This window comes from Bradyrhizobium sp. CIR48 (assembly GCF_014198315.1).
Lineage (GTDB): Bacteria > Pseudomonadota > Alphaproteobacteria > Rhizobiales > Xanthobacteraceae > Bradyrhizobium.
In genome coordinates this window covers 135,161-153,068 of record NZ_JACIHG010000005.1, presented here as the reverse complement: position 1 = coordinate 153,068, position 17,908 = coordinate 135,161, and the positions used below count along the sequence as shown (strand labels likewise).

The 17,908-nt window shown below is 65.5% G+C and carries 15 protein-coding genes; 8 read left to right on the top strand and 7 right to left on the bottom strand.

The genetic code is table 11. The features are described 5' to 3' along the window. Positions 1-141 precede the first annotated feature (141 nt). Both GGD66_RS17230 and GGD66_RS17225 read left to right on the top strand, forming a co-directional pair. Positions 142-1,386: an efflux RND transporter periplasmic adaptor subunit gene (locus GGD66_RS17230; protein ID WP_183258436.1), complete on the top strand. Its 1,245-nt coding sequence runs from the start codon at positions 142-144 to the stop codon at positions 1,384-1,386. Between the two features lie 38 nt (positions 1,387-1,424). Next, complete coding sequence (locus GGD66_RS17225; RefSeq protein ID WP_183258435.1) at positions 1,425-4,541, top strand: efflux RND transporter permease subunit; 3,117 nt, start codon at positions 1,425-1,427, stop codon at positions 4,539-4,541. 3 nt (positions 4,542-4,544) lie between these two features. On the opposite strand, the gene GGD66_RS17220 is transcribed toward GGD66_RS17225, so the two are convergent. The 5 genes from GGD66_RS17220 to GGD66_RS17200 all read right to left on the bottom strand — a co-directional run bounded on the left by GGD66_RS17220 (position 4,545) and on the right by GGD66_RS17200 (position 9,354). Continuing rightward, the gene (locus GGD66_RS17220; RefSeq protein WP_092256706.1) at positions 4,545-5,507 is read right to left on the bottom strand and encodes an amidohydrolase family protein; all 963 of its coding nucleotides are present in this window, start codon (positions 5,505-5,507) and stop codon (positions 4,545-4,547) included. A gap of 51 nt (positions 5,508-5,558) precedes the next feature. Next, positions 5,559-6,116 carry a hypothetical protein gene (locus GGD66_RS17215; RefSeq protein ID WP_092256703.1) on the bottom strand — a complete coding sequence of 186 codons (558 nt, stop codon included), beginning with the start codon at positions 6,114-6,116 and terminating at the stop codon, positions 5,559-5,561. Positions 6,117-6,140: 24 nt separating this feature from the next. Further along, positions 6,141-7,571, bottom strand: a complete 1,431-nt coding sequence (locus GGD66_RS17210) for a TolC family outer membrane protein (RefSeq protein WP_092256701.1) — start codon at positions 7,569-7,571, stop codon at positions 6,141-6,143. 188 nt (positions 7,572-7,759) lie between these two features. Then, entirely contained in the window at positions 7,760-8,539 is a 780-nt protein-coding gene (locus GGD66_RS17205; protein WP_092256698.1) for an enoyl-CoA hydratase, read from the bottom strand. A gap of 134 nt (positions 8,540-8,673) precedes the next feature. Further along, a complete protein-coding gene (locus GGD66_RS17200; RefSeq protein WP_092256694.1) occupies positions 8,674-9,354 on the bottom strand; it encodes a hypothetical protein in 681 nt (226 codons plus the stop codon). Positions 9,355-9,645: 291 nt separating this feature from the next. On the opposite strand from GGD66_RS17200, the gene GGD66_RS17195 reads away from it, so the two are divergent. Further along, positions 9,646-10,191 (top strand): sigma-70 family RNA polymerase sigma factor, encoded by a 546-nt coding sequence (locus GGD66_RS17195; RefSeq protein WP_092256690.1) that lies wholly within the window; start codon positions 9,646-9,648, stop codon positions 10,189-10,191. Between the two features lie 2 nt (positions 10,192-10,193). Further along, positions 10,194-10,832, top strand: a complete 639-nt coding sequence (locus GGD66_RS17190) for an NrsF family protein (RefSeq protein WP_183258434.1) — start codon at positions 10,194-10,196, stop codon at positions 10,830-10,832. Between the two features lie 11 nt (positions 10,833-10,843). On the opposite strand, the gene GGD66_RS17185 is transcribed toward GGD66_RS17190, so the two are convergent. Beyond that, on the bottom strand, positions 10,844-11,947 hold the full coding sequence (locus GGD66_RS17185; protein WP_183258433.1) for a DUF2336 domain-containing protein: 1,104 nt from the start codon (positions 11,945-11,947) through the stop codon (positions 10,844-10,846). 63 nt (positions 11,948-12,010) lie between these two features. Continuing rightward, a complete protein-coding gene (locus GGD66_RS17180; protein WP_183258432.1) occupies positions 12,011-13,168 on the bottom strand; it encodes a GGDEF domain-containing protein in 1,158 nt (385 codons plus the stop codon). 437 nt (positions 13,169-13,605) lie between these two features. On the opposite strand from GGD66_RS17180, the gene GGD66_RS17175 reads away from it, so the two are divergent. From GGD66_RS17175 to GGD66_RS17160, 4 genes are all read left to right on the top strand, one after another. After that, positions 13,606-14,175: a sigma-70 family RNA polymerase sigma factor gene (locus GGD66_RS17175; RefSeq protein WP_018315733.1), complete on the top strand. Its 570-nt coding sequence runs from the start codon at positions 13,606-13,608 to the stop codon at positions 14,173-14,175. Continuing rightward, entirely contained in the window at positions 14,172-14,867 is a 696-nt protein-coding gene (locus GGD66_RS17170) for a hypothetical protein (protein ID WP_018315734.1), read from the top strand. Before GGD66_RS17175 ends, GGD66_RS17170 begins: the two co-directional genes overlap by 4 nt. Positions 14,868-14,883: 16 nt before the next feature. Then, positions 14,884-16,599, top strand: coding sequence for a S8 family serine peptidase (locus GGD66_RS17165; RefSeq protein ID WP_183230989.1), 1,716 nt, complete (start codon positions 14,884-14,886; stop codon positions 16,597-16,599). Positions 16,600-17,136: 537 nt separating this feature from the next. Beyond that, complete coding sequence (locus GGD66_RS17160; RefSeq protein WP_177237118.1) at positions 17,137-17,883, top strand: TIGR03809 family protein; 747 nt, start codon at positions 17,137-17,139, stop codon at positions 17,881-17,883. Positions 17,884-17,908: the final 25 nt, after the last annotated feature.

Below are 17,908 nucleotides of genomic sequence, written 5' to 3'. Positions count from 1 at the left end.
AAGCTGACATGTCGCGAAATTTTAACGCAAACCGAAAGGCGCGCAGCGTTTTTTAGGTTGTTTGGAATTGCAATTCGGCACTATTAGCGCAACCGATAAGGCAGGCATCTGCCGAGATCGTCGCAGACACGACCGGGCTCCATGGTAGTTGAAAATACCAAGCGATTGCAGGTGTTTACGAAACAACGGGTGATCACATCCGTAGTTTTACTAGCTCTTGCCGGCGTTGGGGCCTACGGCTTTCGCTACGTCGGCGCCAAAGAAAAGAAGCACTCCGAGATCTCCAGCCAGTCGCGCAGGAATGCGCAGAATTTCACGCCGACGCCGTCGGAATGGGCGACGCTGACGATCGAGCCGGTCAAGGCCAAGGCCTTCCGCGCCGAATATGTCACCGAAGGCAAGGTCGCCGTCGACGAGGACCGCTCGACACCGGTGTTCTCGCCCTATGCCGGCCGCGTCACCAAGCTGCTGGCCAAGCCGGGTGAGATGCTGAAGCAGGGCCAACCGCTGTTCACGATCGAGGCCGCCGACACCGTGCAGGCCCAGAACGATTTCATCGCGGCGATGACCTCGCAGAACAAGGCGAAGTCGGCGCTCGAGCTCTCCGACATCCAGTTCAAGCGCGCCAAGGACCTCTATGAGGGCCATGCCATTCCGCTGAAGGATTATCAGCAGGCCGAAGCGACCCAGGTTCAGGCGCGCAACGACATGCGCTCGTCGGAGACTGCGCTGGAAGCCGCGCGCAACAAGCTGCGCATCCTCGGCTTCACCGACGAGACCATCAAGGCGTTCCAGGACAAAGGCGTGATCAATCGGGAAGTCACGATCTATTCGCCGATCTCCGGCACGGTCGTGCAGCGCAAGATCGGCCCCGGCCAGTACGTCAATTCCGGCGCCAGCGATCCGGTCTTCGTGGTCGGCGATCTCTCCACGGTCTGGCTCACCGCCTTCGTGCGCGAGAGCGATGCGGCCGCGATCTGCATCGGGCAGGACATCACCGTCAACGTGATGGCGCTGCCGGGCCGTCCCCTGACCGCCAAGATCAATTACGTCGCTGCCGCGATCGACCCCAACACCCGCCGCCTGCAGGTTCGCGCCACCATCGACAACAAGGATGGGCTGCTCAAGCCCGAGATGTTCGCCAACGTCACGATCTATTCGGCCGGCGATCGCGCCGCGCCCGCTGTGCCGAAGCAGGCGTTGATCTATGAAGCCGACAAGGTCCGCATCTGGGTCGCGCGCGAGGACAAGTCGGTCGAGCTGCGCCAGATCAAGATCGGCCTCATCAACGGCAACCTCGTCGAGGTCACCAGCAATCTGAAACCCGGCGAGCAGATCGTCACCAAAGGCAGCTTGTTCATCGACCGCGCGGCGTCCGGCAGCTGATCGACGACCCAAAAAATTGCAGACAAACTGAAGCTTGAATGGATCGTCTCGTCGCCCTTGCCGTCAACCGGCGCTTCCTGATGGTCGGGATGTTCGTCGCCGTGCTGATCGGCGGCGTCATCGCCTTCAACCAGCTCAACATCGAGGCCTATCCCGATCCGACCCCGCCGATGGTCGACATCGTGACGCAGAGCCCGGGGCTGTCGGCGGAGGAGATCGAGCGCTATATCACGATCCCGATCGAGACCCAGGTCGCAGGCCTGAAGAACATCACGACCATCCGCACCATCTCGCTCTATGGTCTCTCCGACGTCAAAATCCAATTCTCCTTCGCCTATACTTACGAAGAGGCGTTGCAGCAGGTGCTGAACCGCCTGGCGCAGCTGGCGCCGCTGCCGGGCAACGTGCAGCCGCAGATCTCGCCGCTCAGCCCGATCGGCGAGATCTTCCGCTACCGTCTCGTGGGTCCGCCGAACTACAGCGTGCTCGATCTCAAGACCATCCAGGACTGGATCCTGCAGCGCCGCTTCCGCGCCGTGCCGGGCGTCATCGACGTCACGGGATGGGGCGGCAAGAGCAAGACCTATGAGCTCCAGGTCGACTTCAACAAGCTGGTCGCCAACGGTCTGACGCTGCCGCAATTGCTCCAGGCGGTCGGCAATTCCAACGTCAATGTCGGCGGCAACACCGTCAATATCGGCCAGCAATCGGCCGTGGTGCGCGGCGTCGGCCTGATCCGCTCGATCGACGATCTCGCCAATACCATGGTGGCGCAGACCGGCGGCAATCCGGTGCTGGTCAAGGACGTCGCCACCGTCACCGTCGGTCAGAAGCCGCGCCTCGGCATTGCCGGACTCGACGAGTCCGACGACATCGTGCAGGGCATCGTCCTGATGCGCCGCGGCGAGCAGAGCTCGCCGACCATCAAGCGGGTCCATCAGCTCGTTCAGCAGATCAACAATTCCAGCATCCTGCCGCCCGGCGTGCGCATCGAGCGCATCTACGACCGCGGCGATCTGATCGAGCTCACCACCCACACCGTGCTGCACAATATGGTGGTCGGCATTCTCTTGATCGTGCTGCTGCAGTGGATCTTCCTCGGCGATCTGCGCAGCGCGCTGATCGTCGGCGCCACCATTCCGTTCGCGCTGTTCTTCGCCGTCATCATCCTGGTGCTGCGCGGGGAATCGGCCAATTTGCTCTCGGTCGGCGCGATCGATTTCGGTCTGATCGTCGATGCCACCGTCATCATGGTGGAGGCGATCTTCCGCCGTCTGACCCAGACGACGCCGATGTCCGAGACCGAGCATATGTCCCATGAGACGCTGTTCGGCATGAAGAGCCACGCCATCCTCAGCGCGGCCGCCGACGTCTCGCGCTCGATCTTCTTCGCCGCGGCGATCATCATCGCGGCCTTCCTGCCGCTGTTCACGCTGTCCGGGGTCGAGGGCAACATCTTCGGGCCGATGGCCCGCACCTACGCCTATGCGCTGGCCGGCGGGCTGCTTGCGACCTTCACCGTCACGCCGGCGCTGTCCGCGATCATCCTGCCCGCGCATGTCGAGGAAACCGAGACCAGGGTGATGCGGATCCTGCACCGGTTGTACTCGCCGTTGCTGCGATGGGCGGTCGCCAACCGCAACATCGTGCTCGGCGGTGCGGTCGGCCTCGTGCTGATGACGGTGGCGCTCAGCCGGCTGCTCGGCCTCGAATTCCTGCCGAAGCTGGAAGAGGGCAATCTCTGGATTCGCGCCACGCTGCCGCCGACCATCTCGCTCCAGGAAGGCAACAGCTACGTCAACGAGATGCGCAAGGTGATCCGCGCCCGGCCCGAGGTCGAGTCCGTCGTGTCGCAGCACGGCCGTCCCGACGACGGCACGGACGCAGCCGGCTTCTTCAACGCCGAGTTCTTCGCGCCGCTCAAGCCGATCAGCCAATGGCCAGGCACCCGCGACAAGGAAGAGCTGACCGCGCAACTGCTCAAGCAGCTCGACGATCGCTTCCCCGGCGTCGAGTTCAACTTCTCGCAATATCTCCAGGACAACGTTTCCGAAGCCGTCTCCGGCGTGAAGGGCGAGAACTCGATCAAGCTGTTCGGCAGCGACCTTCAGGCGCTCACCGACACCGCCAACAAGATCAAGTCGGTGCTGGCCACGGTGCAGGGCGTCACCGATCTTGCGGTGTTCACCTCGCTCGGGCAGCCGACCGTCCAGATCGACATCGACCGCGCCAAGGCCGCGCGCTACGGCCTTGCGCCGGGCGACATCAACGCCACCATCAAGGTCGCGATCGGCGGCGACACGGCGGGCGATCTCTACGAGTCCGGCTCCGATCGCCACTTCCCGATCATCGTCCGCCTCGCGCCGGAATACCGCCGCAGTGCCGAGGCGATCCAGAATTTGCGCATCGGCGCACCCGGGCCGAACGGCACCGTCACGCAGATTCCCCTGAGCGAGGTCGCCACCATCAGCCTCGTCTCGGGAGCGGCCTACATCTATCGCGAGCAGCAGGAGCGCTATCTGCCGATCAAGTTCTCGGTGCGCGAGCGCGACCTCGGCAGTGCGATCCGCGAGGCGCAGCAGAAGATTGCCGAGCAGGTGCAGCTGCCGCCCGGCTCGCACATGGACTGGGTCGGCGAGTTCGGCAATCTCCAGGACGCGATCCGGCGCCTGTCGATCGTGGTGCCGATCTCGCTGGCGCTGATCGGCGTGCTGCTCTGGTTCAATTTCGGCTCGATGACCGACACGCTGCTCGCGATGAGCGTGATCCCGATGGCGATCTTCGGCGGCGTGCTGGGGCTGTTGATTTCGGGCACGGCATTCAGCGTCTCCGCGGCGATCGGCTTCATCGCGCTGTTCGGCATCGCCGTGATGGACGGCATCATCATCCTGTCGCAGTTCAACCAGCTCATCGAAGAGGGCATGGACCGCGCGAGCGCGGTGGTGCGCACCGGTGAGTTGCAGCTCCGGCCGGTGCTGATGACCTGCGTCGTCGCCGGCGTCGGGCTGTTGCCGGCGGCGCTGTCCGAAGGCATCGGCTCGCAGGTGCAGAAGCCGCTCGCGGTCGTCGTCGTCACCGGCATGATGCTGGCGCCGGTCGTGATCCTCGTGACCTTGCCGGTCCTGATCTCGTTCTTCTCGCGCCGCGCGCGCTGACCGTCAAAATCCGTAGAGTCGTGCCGGGTTGTCGACCAGGATCTTCTTGCGCACGTCGGCATCCGGTGCCCACACCGGAAGCTGGTTGAGCAGGCGGCCGTCGTCGATCTGATAGAGCGGCGCGATGTCGGTGGCTTTGCGTCCCTCGACACGGCTCGAATCCGGATGCGGCCAGTCGGTGCCCCAGACGACGCGATCCGGGTTGGCCGCGATCAGCGCCTGCGCGAACGGCACCATGTCCTGATAATCCGGCGCGAGCTTGGACGAGCGATAGGCGCCGGAGATCTTCACATAGGCCTTGCCGGACTTCACCAGCGCAGCGAGATCGGAGAAACCCGGCTGCTCCAGGCCGAGCGAAGCTTCCAGCCCGCCGAAATGGTCGAACACGACAGGTACCGGCGCCGTCTCGACGAGGTCCTTGATCGCCGAGATCATAGGAAGCGTGGTGTAGAGCTGCACGTGCCAGCCGCGCGCCTTCATGCGCTCGATGGCGGTGGTGAAGCGTGACCTGCCGACATTGGGATCGTTGACGCCGCCGGTTGCGAGATTGAGGCGCATGCCGCGGAAACCGTCCGCCTGCATCGCATCGAGCTGTGCCTCGGTGGTCTTGTCGTCGATCACGGCGACGCCGCGCGCATTGGCGCCGCGTGCCTTCATGCCGAACAAGGTCGACGAATTGTCGGTGCCGTAGACGCTGGGGGTGACGATCACCACGCGCTCGATATGCAGCGCCTTGTGCAGTGCAGCCATTTCTTCGGGGCTTGCCGGCTCGGGCGTGTAGACGCGCCCGGCGAAGAACGGAAACTTCTCGACGTCGCCATGAATGTGAGTGTGGCAGTCGCAGGCATGCGCGGGGACGTCGAAATTGACCGGCGTCGCAGGCTGCGCCGCGCGGGCGTGGGCTCTGTTGGTCATGGCTACTCCGGCGGCGAGGGAGGCAAGCAGGACGCTGCGTCGATTGAGCACGGTTTCTCTCCCTGGTTGTTTTATTTGGCAGTGTGCCGGGACGGTACCACATCAGCCGAATCGAAGCTGCGCTTCGTTGCATAGCTGCTCGACGATGTCCGCAAGCAGACGTGAGCCGTCCACGCGCACGACCGGGCAGGGCAGGCCCGCGAGCCATGCTTCATGCTTGGCGAGACTGCGACCTTCGCGGTCACCGGCCTCGTAATGCGAAGCCCATTCGACGAAGGCTTCGGTCTGCTCATGACGCCAGCCGCCCGGTGCGACGGCATCAGCACCGAAATGCGCGGCCTCGCGGGCGCGCAACCGCGTCAACCGTAGTTCGCGGGGCGTGACCACGAAGACCACGAGGTCGAAATACGCGACAAGTTCGTCGCCCCAGCCGGTGGCGGTTCCGCTCAAGACCCAGTCGTGCCGCGGTAGGAACATCTCGCGCATCAGGCGTAGCCGATCCGCGGCCGGGCGCGTCGTCTGGTAGGGCGGCGCGGTCGGCAGCCAGAAATAGTCGTCGCTATCGTGATGCGGCAGCGCAAGTCGGCCGGCGAGCGCCCGGCCGAGCGTCGTCACCCCGGAGCCCGAAGCGCCCGTCAGATGGATGCGGCGGCTTTTCATGGGCACCGGCCCGATAGATTGAAACTACTGCCCCGACGGCGTGCGCAGCCCGTGCCAGGCGTCGCGGACCTGGTGGTAGTGAACCTCGGGCAGATAATCCGGCGTGTTCAGGCTCAGCGTCTTGACGTCGAGATGGCCGATGGCGCTGAGCAGCGTGTAGGAGGCGATGACGCGATCGCGGTTGGCGCCGATCAGGCGGGCCTTGGCCTGGATCAGATCGGCCTGTGAGTTCAGCACGTCCACCGTGGTGCGCTGTCCGCCGGCGGCCTCGCGCTGCACGCCCTGGAGCGCGACGGTCGCGGCCTTCACTTCGGATTCCGAGGCCGACACGGTGATCTTGGCGCCTTCATTGGCGACCCAGGCGCTCACTGCCGCCGTGCGGGCCTGGTTGCGGACCTGATCGAGCACGAGCCGGCTCTGCGCCGTGATCTCCTTGGCCTGCCGGGTCTGCGCCGCGGCCTGGCCGCCGTCGTAGATCGGCGCGGTGACATTGGCGACGATCGAGGCCTGGTCCTCGGCGAAGGTGCCGAGCGTCGGGTCATTGTTGCGGCTCTTGCTGGCGCTGCCCTGGATGGTGGCGCTCGGCAGCAATGAGCCTTCGGCGATGCGGATGTTTGTGGAGGCGACATCGACGTCGAAGCTGGCGGCCATCACCGCCGGGTGCTGGCGGATTGCCATCGTCATGGCGTCTTCGCGGCTCTTCGGCAGATAGCGATCGACGGCCTCGGCGGGGCGAAGCTGCGACGGCGCATTGCCGATCACTTGCGCATAGGTCGCCTGGCTGACGGCAAGCGCGACTTCGGCGGCGTTGAGATCGGCAAGGCCGCGGTTGAGGCGCGCTTCGGCCTGCGCGCTGTCGGTCGGCGTGACATCGCCGGCGTTGAGGCGTCGCTGGGTGACCGAGAGCGTCTCGCGCAGGAAGGCGACGTTGGAACGCTGCGCCTCGACCAGCGACTGGTTGGCGAGCACGTTGGTGTAGGCGGTGACCGCGTCGAGCAACACGCCCTGGCCGACATTGCGCAGTGCCTCCCGGCCCGACTGCACCTGGAGCTCGGCGGCCCGCACGTTGTTGGCGGTGCGGAAGCCATTGAACAGGGTCTGCGTCACGGTGACGCCGATGACCCATGGCTTCAAATTGCCGGTCTGGATCGTGTTGTCGGGCAGCAGATTGCGCACCGATTGCAGGCCGGCGCTGAGGCTCGCCACGATCTGCGGCCGGTAACCGGCGAGGGCCTGCGGCACGTTCTCGTCCGTGGCGCGTTGTCGCGCACGTTCGGCATTGAGCTGTGGATTGGTCTGGTAGGCCTTGGCGAGCGCCTCCGGCAGGGCTTCGGCCCAGGCGGCGGAGGGCAGGGCGCAACACAGCGCCAGCGTGGTCCATGTCGCAAGTACAGGACCCACGCCCGATCGATGCCGCGTCAACTCGCGACCAGCTCTGGCGGTACGCCCAATCATGTATTCCCGCTCAACCTCGGCTGTCCGCCCCCGCCGACGGTGGCCTCTTAACTGTTTAACCAGCCGAGGTCCCGCAGGCAAACTGCCGCGGGCGAAACCCCCATGAAATCCGTGCTTGTTGCAGCTTCGTCACAGGGTTTCACGGGAACGCGGCCGAGCCTTACACCAGCCTGACCCGTTCCCTGACGTTACCGGTTCTTGTTCACCGGCTTGCGCTTCTCGATGAACGCCGCCATGCCCTCGGAGCGGTCCTCCAGCGCGAAGGTCGAGTGGAACAGGTTGCGCTCGACGCTCATGCCCTCGGCGAGCGTGGTCTCGAAGGCGCGGTTCACCGCTTCCTTGGCCATCGCAGCCGCAGGGCGCGACATCGCGGCGATCTTCTCGGCCGCCGCCATCACTTCGTCCATCAGCTTGTCAGCGGGCACGATGCGGCTGACGAGCCCGCTTCGCTCGGCTTCCGCCGCATCCATCATGCGGCCGGTGAGGCAGAGGTCCATCGCCTTGGACTTGCCGATCGCGCGCGTCAGACGCTGGGTACCTCCGATGCCGGGAATGGTGCCGAGCGTGATCTCGGGCTGGCCGAACTTTGCGGTGTCGGCGGCGATGATGAAATCGCACATCATGGCGAGCTCGCAGCCGCCGCCGAGCGCATAACCGGCAACCGCGGCAACCGTCGGCTTGCGGCAACGCGCGATCCGGTCGCCGCCGATCGCGGCGAAATCCTCGGAGAACATGTCGATGAAGCCTTTCGGCTGCATCTCCTTGATGTCGGCGCCGGCGGCAAAGGCCTTCTCGCTGCCGGTCACGACGATGCAGCCGATGGCGTCATCGGCCTCGAGATCGTCGACGGCAGCTGCGACCTCGCGGAAGACGCCGAAGGAAAGCGCGTTGAGCAGCTTCGGCCGATTCAGCTTGATGATGCCGACCGCGCCTTTGCTTTCGACGATGATGTGTTCGAACGTGCTCATGCTCCACCCACGCTTTTGATTGGGCAGGCAATGTGCCCGCTGGCGCGGTGAGCTTCAAGGGGCTAACGGCCGCCGGAACACGCAGCGAGATGCGCGTTCCGGGGAGGTTTCTCAGGCCAGGATCGGGCCCGCAATCACGCCATGAACATGCGCGCGGCGGACGCCAGCGTCAGCAGCGTGCCGACGCCGATGAAGATCTTGCCGATCAGGGAGCTCTGGTCCCAGGCAGAGCTTTGCTGGGCGCTTGCCATCACCGGTGCCGGCCGGGGCTGGGCCTCGGTTGCGGCAATCACCGCCTTCTGCGCCGGCGGGTTGTCCTGTTGCGCAGCGCGGTCGATGTCGTTGAGCTGATCGGGCGCGACGACCTGGCTCTCGGCGTTCGCGGCATTGGTATTATCGGCCGCTGCCTGGACATTGGTGTTGGCGCGGTCCGTCATCGCCGAGGCCGCTGCCGCAGTCGGGGTGTCGGTTGTGGCGACCTGCGCATTGGCGTTGGCGACCGCCGGCGGCATCTGGCTCGAGGCCGGGACGCTACTATCGGCCGTGTTGTCGGCCGCCTTGTTGTCAGACTTGGCCTCGTCGGCCTGGGCCGGAGCGGCGGTCTTGTCGTCGGATTTCTGTGCTGTCTTGCCGCTGGTGGTGGTGCGGCGTGACTCATGGCGCCGGTGCTTGCTCGGCTTGGCCGCGTCGGCCTGCTTGCCCGCGCTGTCCGAATTGCTTGTGGTTGAGCTTGGGGCCGCCTGTGCAAGGCCTCCGAACAGCAACAATAGGCCGGCCAGAACGATCAGGGCCGCGCGCCCGCTGGCTTTCATCATGGTGATGATCTCCCCAATTCCGCCCGTCCCGGAAACGAACAGAGACCCCGGGGCGTGACGACAGCGGGGCAGAAAATGGGAATCTTCGGGCTACACCGGGCAAAACCGGGGCAGACCGGACCCCATGAAGCCAGCCGCCGGGTGCGGGACGGGCCGATCGGTGTTATGAGCCGTCGCAGACGTTTACGGCCGGATCGGTCGCGGTGTCCGGGGCATATCACGAATTCGTGATCTCGTCGGACCCGCGTAACAAATTGAACGGACGGCCGAATTGCATGGTGAGGGGCGCGCGTGCGCGGACGTGAGGACGAATGGACCGGCCTGATGCGGTCGGCCATGGCTGGCGATGATGCGGCCTATCATCGCCTGTTGAGGGCGGTCACGCCGGTGCTGCGTGCTGCCGCGAGGCGAGGCCTGGCACGGGCAGGCCAGCCTCCCGACCAGGCCGAGGATATCGTGCAGGAGATTCTGTTGGCGGTGCATCTGAAGCGGCACACTTGGGACAGCGAAGCCCCCTTCGCGCCCTGGCTGTTTGCCATCGGCCGCAACAAGCTGATCGACGCGCTGCGCCGGCGCGGCAGGCGCGTCTTCGTCAATATCGACGATTTCGCCGAAACCCTGCCGGGCGAGGCGCCCGAGGAAACGGCCTCCGCGGGCGAGGTCGCGGCCCAGCTCAACACCCTGCCGCAGCGCCAGCGCGACGTGCTGCAGTCGATCGCGGTCGAGAGCGCCTCGATCAAGGATACGGCGGCGAAGTTTTCGATGAGCGAGGGTGCCGTGCGGGTCGCGCTGCATCGCGGACTTGCGGCGCTGACGACCAAACTGCGGGATCAGTAGTCATGGACACCGATCAACTCATCCGTTCGCTCGCAGCCGACAACGCCCATCGGGCGCCGCGCGTCGGCACCGTGCTGACCACGGCGCTCCTGGTGGCCGCGCCCTTGTCGATCCTGATCTTCGCGACGTTCCTCGGCGTGCGTCACGACGTGATGAGCGCGATGCACAACCCGTTCTTCGACATGAAATTCGCGGTGACGCTGTCGCTCGCGATTCCCGCCATCATCGTCAGCCTGCATCTGTCGCGTCCGGAAGCCCTGCTGCGCGGCTGGGGCTGGCTGCTGCTGCTTCCCGTCGGACTGCTCGCGGTCGCGATCGGCAGTGAGGCGATGATGGCGCCGGCCATGCCGATGACGATGCGCTTGATGGGTAAGAACTCAAGGGTGTGCCTGGTCGCAATTCCGGCGATGTCGCTGCCGCTGCTTGCGGGGGCGCTGTTCGGCCTGCGCCATGGCGCGCCGTCGCGGCCGGCGCTTGCCGGAGCGCTCGCCGGCCTGGTGTCGGCCGGCCTTGCCGCGACCCTCTATGCCTCGCACTGCACTGACGATTCGCCGCTGTTCGTTGCGACCTGGTACACGCTCGCGACCGCGCTGGTGACGGCAATCGGCGCGGCGGTCGGGGCGAAAGTCCTGAGATACTGACCGCGCCGGCCTCACGCCGCCGGCGTCGGGCCCAGCTGCATGCGGTGGAAGCGCAGCACCTGCTGCGCGGTCGAGCTGCGCAGCGCCTCGTAAACGTCGCGCAGCTTCAACATGTCGGTCTGCGAGCCGCCGGAGAGCTTCTCGCGCATGGCGATGATGGCCCGCACGCTTGGCCAGGACATGCCCGCGACCTTGGCGAGGATCATCACGCCCTCGGTGCGGCTTTCGATCATCATGGTCTCGGCGGTCTCGACCGCGACGCCCGCGAGCGCCGCGAGCCCCGCATTGGTTTCGTCGAACTTGCCCTGCTCGGCGAAACTGGTGATCTGGAATTCGTTGAGACGGCCGTCCTCGTGCAGCGACCTCACCAGCGCGCGCGCCATCTCGGTCTGCTTCGTCATGGCGGCGGCGCGGACCCTCTGGGCCACTTCCTGCACCACGCTCGACACCTCGTCCATGAGTTCCGGATGCGCGGTCTCGAGCTTCCTGCGCACGCTCAAGGACGCCTTGGCGACCAGCTTCAAATAGTGATGGCGCGGCAGGTCCGGCCGCAGCCCGATGCAAGTGGCGAGGTCGTCGTCGCGCTCGGCGCGGATGACGAGATCGGTGAGGCTTCCCTCGGAGAGCCGCGCGCCCGGATTGCTGACGGTCGATTGCACCACGTCCTCGTCGCCGCGCGTCACCAGCACGTCGGTCAGCGCTTCCGACAGCACCCGCCGCAGCGAGATCGCCTTGAGATGCGCCTGACCTCGCGTGCGCGCGATCTCGATCAGGGTCGTCTCGTCGAGCCGTTCCGATTTCGACAGCACGGGGCCGGAGACCTCGATGACCTCGTCGAGCGCGAGCGTGCGGATGATTTTCGGCGGCGCGGCCGCAACCGGTGCGAGGCGGTCGGCGAGCAGCGCCCTGGCCGAGGTCTCGATCTGCTCGATCAGGCACTGGAACACGTCGTCGAACACGCGGATGTGGTCGTCGGAATAATCCACCGCGTTGCCCACGAACAGATCGGTGACGCGGCGCAGCGTCTCGACCCGGCGCGCGACGGTGCCGTGCGAGAGTGCAGCCTGCAGTTCCTCGAGCAAATTCTCGGATGTTTTTGCGGATCTGGATCTCATGGCCCTGTCCTGGAGCGCTCGGTCCGGCGGCGGCTTCTGTCGCAGCGGGAAGAAATGGATTGGTCAGCTCGTTGCAATGCGGTTGCGCCCTTGCGCCTTGGCGGAATAGAGCGCGCGATCGGCGCGCGCGAGAAACGTATCGGCAGTATCGACGTCGCGCAGCGTCACGACGCCCGCGGAAATGGTCACGCGCAAATTCAGGGAGAATGCGCTCCAGTCAAGATCGGCGACGATGCCGCGCAAGCGCTCGAGCGTGCGCTGTGCGGCCTCGCCCGTTGTGTCCGGCAGCAGCAGGAGGAATTCCTCGCCGCCGTAGCGGCCGAAGCAGTCGGCCGGGCGGATGTTGGCGAACATGGTGATCGCGAAGGTGCGCAGCACCTCGTCGCCGACGGGATGGCCGTGGGCGTCGTTGATGCGTTTGAACCAGTCGAGATCGATCAGCGCGATCGCGCAGGGCGTCGATGCCTGCCGCGACTTTTCGATCTCGGTATCGAGAAGTCGCATGATGCAGCGGCGGTTGTAGGAGCCGGTGAGTTCGTCGAGCTCGGCCAGCTCCTCGATGCGCTGATAGGCGGCTTTCAGCTCGATGCTGCGCCGGTACAGGATCTTGCGCAGCGTGGCGCCGAACAGGCCGAGGAAGGCGCACTGGCCGATCACCAGCACGAAACAGAGCATCGAGGCGGTTCGCTCCAGCCGGGTCGCAACCGGCAGCCCGATCGGCAGGTCCGAGCCCAGGAAGACCAAAGCGAGCCCGCAAGTCGCAAGGCCCCAGGTGACCATCGCCTGCTGAGAGGTCATGCGCAGCGTGCCAAATGCGAAGATCAGGAACAGCACGGCGAGGAAAGCGACCCCGGCCGTCGGCACTGCGAGCAGGAACAGCAGCTGCAGCGCCATATGCGCCGAGATCTGGAAGACGGTGAGGTAATGATCCTCGAACCGGTCGCCGAAGCCGGCTTCCGACAGCACGGTGAACGTACCGATGATCAGGAGGCCGCCGAGCCAGAATAGCGACGGAACGGCCATGGAGACCGTGCCGCCATAGGCGTAGAGCAGCAGGACCGAGGCACCCAGCGAATAGCTCGCCACCTGGCCGATATACATCTGGCGGCGCTGCCGGGCTCGGCGCGCCAGCACTTCGGACGCCGCCGCCTCGGGCGTGAGCACGAGATCCGCGACCTCAGCGGCATTCCTCTCGGGAAAGGACGTCGCGGCCGTGCTCATGGTCCCGCCAATGGTGATGTCAGCGTAAAAATCTACGTGGCAAGCCTTTAGGTTTGGTATCCTTTGAAACCGAATCCGAACCGTGCAGCGCGGAACAAGGTGCTAGGCTGGCGGGGAAATTTTGCCGGCGATCAGGCATCCGTTTGCGATGCGATCGAGCCTAAGCCGGGCTTGGCGAGACATATGTCGTGCAGGGTTGCTATGGAACCGAACGAGGCCGGGCCGCCTGTGCCGGACAGGCATTCCGCAGGGAAGTATCGCAGTATTATGTTACCGATCTGGATGAAGACGGCCGATGGCCGGGGGTGGGACAAGAAAAATACGCGTATGTGGGGTAGGTCACATAGGCGACCGTACGACTGCGGTAGATTGAACAATTTTGCGCCCCCGGTCGAACCGTCCGCCGCGCCGACCCGACCAACTTTGCGAGACGGCCTTTGAGCGTGACACAGGCGGCTTCGGACGAGGTCCTGATCGCCAGGATCGCCCAAGGTGACCGGCTCGCCATGCAGGTGCTGTACGGGCGGCACCATGTCAGGGTCTACAGGTTCGGGCTGAGGCTCGTGCGGGACGAGCAGGCGGCGGAAGACCTCATCAGCGAGGTATTTCTCGACGTCTGGCGTCAAGCCGGCAAGTTCGAGGGCCGATCCGCCGTTTCTACCTGGCTACTGGCAATCACCCGTTTCAAGGCCCTGTCTGCGCTCCGGCGCAGGAAGGATTTCGAACTGGACGAAGACGCCGCCAACGCGATCGAGGATACGTCCGACAATCCGGAAACGGTGGTGCAGAAGAAGGATACCAGTGAAGCGTTGCGGGAGTGTCTGACGGGCCTCTCGCCGGACCATCGGGAAATCGTCGATCTCGTCTACTACCACGAGAAGTCCGTGGAAGAGGTGGCCGAAATCGTCGGAATACCGGAGAACACTGTGAAGACGCGCTTGTTCTATGCGCGCAAGAAACTGGCCGAACTGCTGAAGGCAGCCGGCGTTGAGCGAGGCTGGCCATGATGGCTTTGAGCAAGAAGATGCTGGAGCAAGAGCCCAGTGAAATTGAACTGCTGCTGCCGTGGCACGCGGCCGGCACGCTGAACGCGCGCGATGCGCGGCGGGTCGAGGATGCGCTGGCGCGCGATCCCGAGCTTGCCAGGCAATATGCCGCAATCCGCGGCGAGTACGAAGAGACCATTCATCTGAACGAGAGCTTGGGCGCTCCGTCGGCGCGCGCGCTGCAGAAGCTGTTCGCCGCGATCGATGCCGAGCCGGCGCGGGCGAGCGGCTCGCTGCCGCTGTCGGCGCGCATCTCGACCTTCTTCGCGAGCCTGTCGCCGCGCACGCTGGCGTGGTCGGCGAGCCTCGGCGCCATCGCGCTGATGCTGCAAGCCGGAATCATCGGCGCCGTGCTGATGAAGAACCAGCCCGCGACCTTCCAGACCGCTTCGCTCTCGACCAGTGGTCCGATCACTCGCGAACTCGGCACCACCGTTCCGCCGGCGCGCGCGCTGGTGCGCTTCACGCCCGAGGCCCGCGTCGCCGACATCACCGCGCTGCTCGACAGCTACCAGGCCTCGATCATCGGCGATGCCAAGGGCGGCATGTTCCGCCTCCAGTTCGACAAGGCGATGAGCCAGGACGAGCTCGCCTCGCTGCTCGGCAAGATGCAGCGCGAGAAGTTCGTCAACCTCGCCGTCGCGGCGCCTTAAGCGCGCCGCTGATCCGATGACAGGCAAGTCCGAGAGCAGGGTGCGCGCCGGAGCCTACGCTTCATCGGTCGGCGCCGCGCTTTTGATCGCCGCCTGTCTCGGCGTCGAGGTTGCGCAGGCGCAGGCGATCATGCGCACGCCGACGATCAGCGTGCCCACGCGAACGCCGACCATCTCTCCGAGCATCGCCCCGCGCATCGGTCCGACCATCTCGGCCAGGGCGGTGTCCGTCGACCGCGGCCCGCGGACGATGGCGACCATTCCCCACACCACGACGTCGCGCCTGCGGCCGACGACGACGGTGCTGCCCTATGCGCGCTACTCGCCGAACCTGTATCCGGCCTGTACCGCGCCCTATCGCGATGCCGACGGCGAATGCCTGGCGCAGCCGAATGCCGGCGGCGGTGGCTTGGGCAAATCCGCCAAGAAGAGCGCCGGCAAGGGCCGCGGCAACGCCACGCCGGCCGCCGCCAATCTTCGCAGCTTCGCCAACGAATTCGTGGCCGAGATCGACGGCACATTGTCGCCCGCTGATGCCGACGCGTTGGCCCGCCGGCACGGCTTGACGCGGATCTCGTCGGAGAGCTTCCCGCTGATCGGGGCTACGTTCGGTCTGTTCCGCATCACGGATGGCCGGCCGTACGAGACGGTGCGGCGCGAATTCGCAGCCGACGGCAGCGTGCGCTCGCTCCAGCCGAACTTCCGCTATGTGCTGCAGGACCAGAAATCGCCGCCCCCGACCGAAGGCGATCCTGCGCAATATGCACTGACAAAGCTCCGCTTGCCGCAGGCGCATACGCTGGCGCACGGCGCCAACGTTACGGTTGCCGTGATCGACTCCGGCATCGACACAAGGCATCCCGAGCTCGCCAATTCCGTCGCCGACAATTTCGATGCGCTCGGCAGCGCGGAGGGGCCGCACGTCCACGGCACCGGCATCGCCGGCGCCATCGTGGCGCATGACCGGCTGATGGGCAGCGCGCCCCAGGCGCGCATCATCGCGATCCGTGCCTTCGGTGGCAGCAATGGCGGCGCCGAGAGCTCGTCCTACATCATCCTGCGGTCGCTGAATTACGCCGCCGAGCACGGCGCGCAGATCGTCAATATGAGCTTTGCCGGACCGAAGGACGCGGTGATCGAGCGCGCCATCGCGGCGACCGCCGCGCGCGGCCTCGTGCTGATCGCCGCCGCCGGCAATGCCGGCGCAAAATCGCCGCCGCTCTATCCGGCCGCCAATCCCAACGTGATTGCCGTCAGCGCGACCGACCAGCAGGACAGGCTATTCACCGCGTCCAACCGCGGCAATTACATTGCCGTCGCGGCGCCCGGGGTCGACATCTTCCTGCCGGCGCCGGACGGCAAGTACCAGATGACGTCGGGAACCTCGTTCTCGGCCGCCTATGTGTCAGGCGTCGCGGCGTTGCTGCTCGAGCGCAATTACACCTTGAAGCCGGAAGCGCTGCGCATGACGCTGGCGAAGACCGCGCGCGACCTCGGCTCCCCCGGGCGTGACGAGCTTTTCGGCGACGGCCAGACCGATGCGTTTGCCGCGGTCATGGCTGTTCCCGCCGACAGCGCGACGCCGGTTGCGGCTGCCTCCGGTACAACAAAACGTGAAGATGCCGGCAAGCGTCGCGATGAGCCTGGCACCCGCGCGATCGAACAACCTTCGTTGTCGAGTGCGGACGATAAATCCACGATTTCTCAGGCGGATAGGCCGGCGACGCGATAGCGGCTGCGACAAAGATGCGCGCGGGCCGAAGGTCAAAAAATCGAACCCCGCATTGAACGTTCAGCCAGCTGCCACGACCAAATTATGTGGGAGCGGTCATCCCTCCCCATCAGTCATATCAGGCGCGAGCGCCCATCCACCCCAAGCGCCCATATGGCTTGACCCGTCCGGTTGTCCCCCCGGACGGGTCTTTTCTTTTCGGCATCCGATTCTTCAAAGCGTCGCGTTCGTTCAGCTTGCGGTTGATGGGACGCCGCCATGTTCGAGTCGGCTGTTCGCCCGGCGCGTCGCACCTCCGCTATGCTTGTGCGAGGCTTGACTCGAAAACACAGCAAATCTCCGCACGACTACGGTGATTGACGACGAATGCCGTGTCGTTGCTGGACAAGTCAAAACTTTTCCACAAAATATTCATGTCGCGTCTAAATTGATTCGTGTGCGTTGCGTCCTCCGCGTCCGTGTTTTCCCCTGACGGGCTGGTTCATGACACATCGCCAAGAGTCTAGCTGCACGTCCGATTGGGCGTCTGCGCGTGCTGTGGTTGCTGGCCGCGACGTCGCGGCGCGCTGGTGCGCTCTCGCCGAGCAGCGGCTGCAACATCTCTCCGAAATGTTCGAGACCGGCCGCTGGCGCCGTTATCACTCCGAGATCGCATTCCTCGAAAACATCCAGGAAGCCAAGCGCGCGGTCCAGACCTGGCGCGCGCTCGCGACCGGTGGGGACGTCGCCGAGGCGGCCGCGAGCGTGACGCCGGCATTCGGCTGGTCGCCGGCGACCATGCCCCGCGTGTTTCCGCGCGAGCAACAGGCGCAGATCGTGCAGCCCAAGACCCTGCAGCCAAAGGCCGTCCACATCGCCCCCGAGACCGCCGTGCCGGTCAGGCTCGATCCGAAGCCGGACGTTCTCACTGAGATCACCAAAGCCCCGGTCGCGCCGCTCGCCGCGCCCGCAGCCTCCGCTGCGATGGCGTCGTTTATCGCGCCTGCCGAGATACCGCCGCTCAAGGCTCCAGCAGCGAAGGCGCCGCTGACCGCACCTGCCGTGAGGTCACCGCTCGCCGGGCCCGCCGCAATGGCGCCGCGCGCGGCGCCTGAAGTGAGACCGCCACTCGCGGTCCCTGCCGCGAAGCCGCAGACGGCTGCGCCAGCTGCAATGGCATCGCTCCTGCCGCAGTTCACCCCGCCGGCCGAGGAAATCGTCGCAGCCCCCGAGCGCGTCGTCGAATTCACCTTCAGCCTCGACGGCCTCGAAGCCAAGTACCCGCTGCTCAGGAACGCGTTCTAGCGTCTGGCGGCCAGAGGCGACGGGC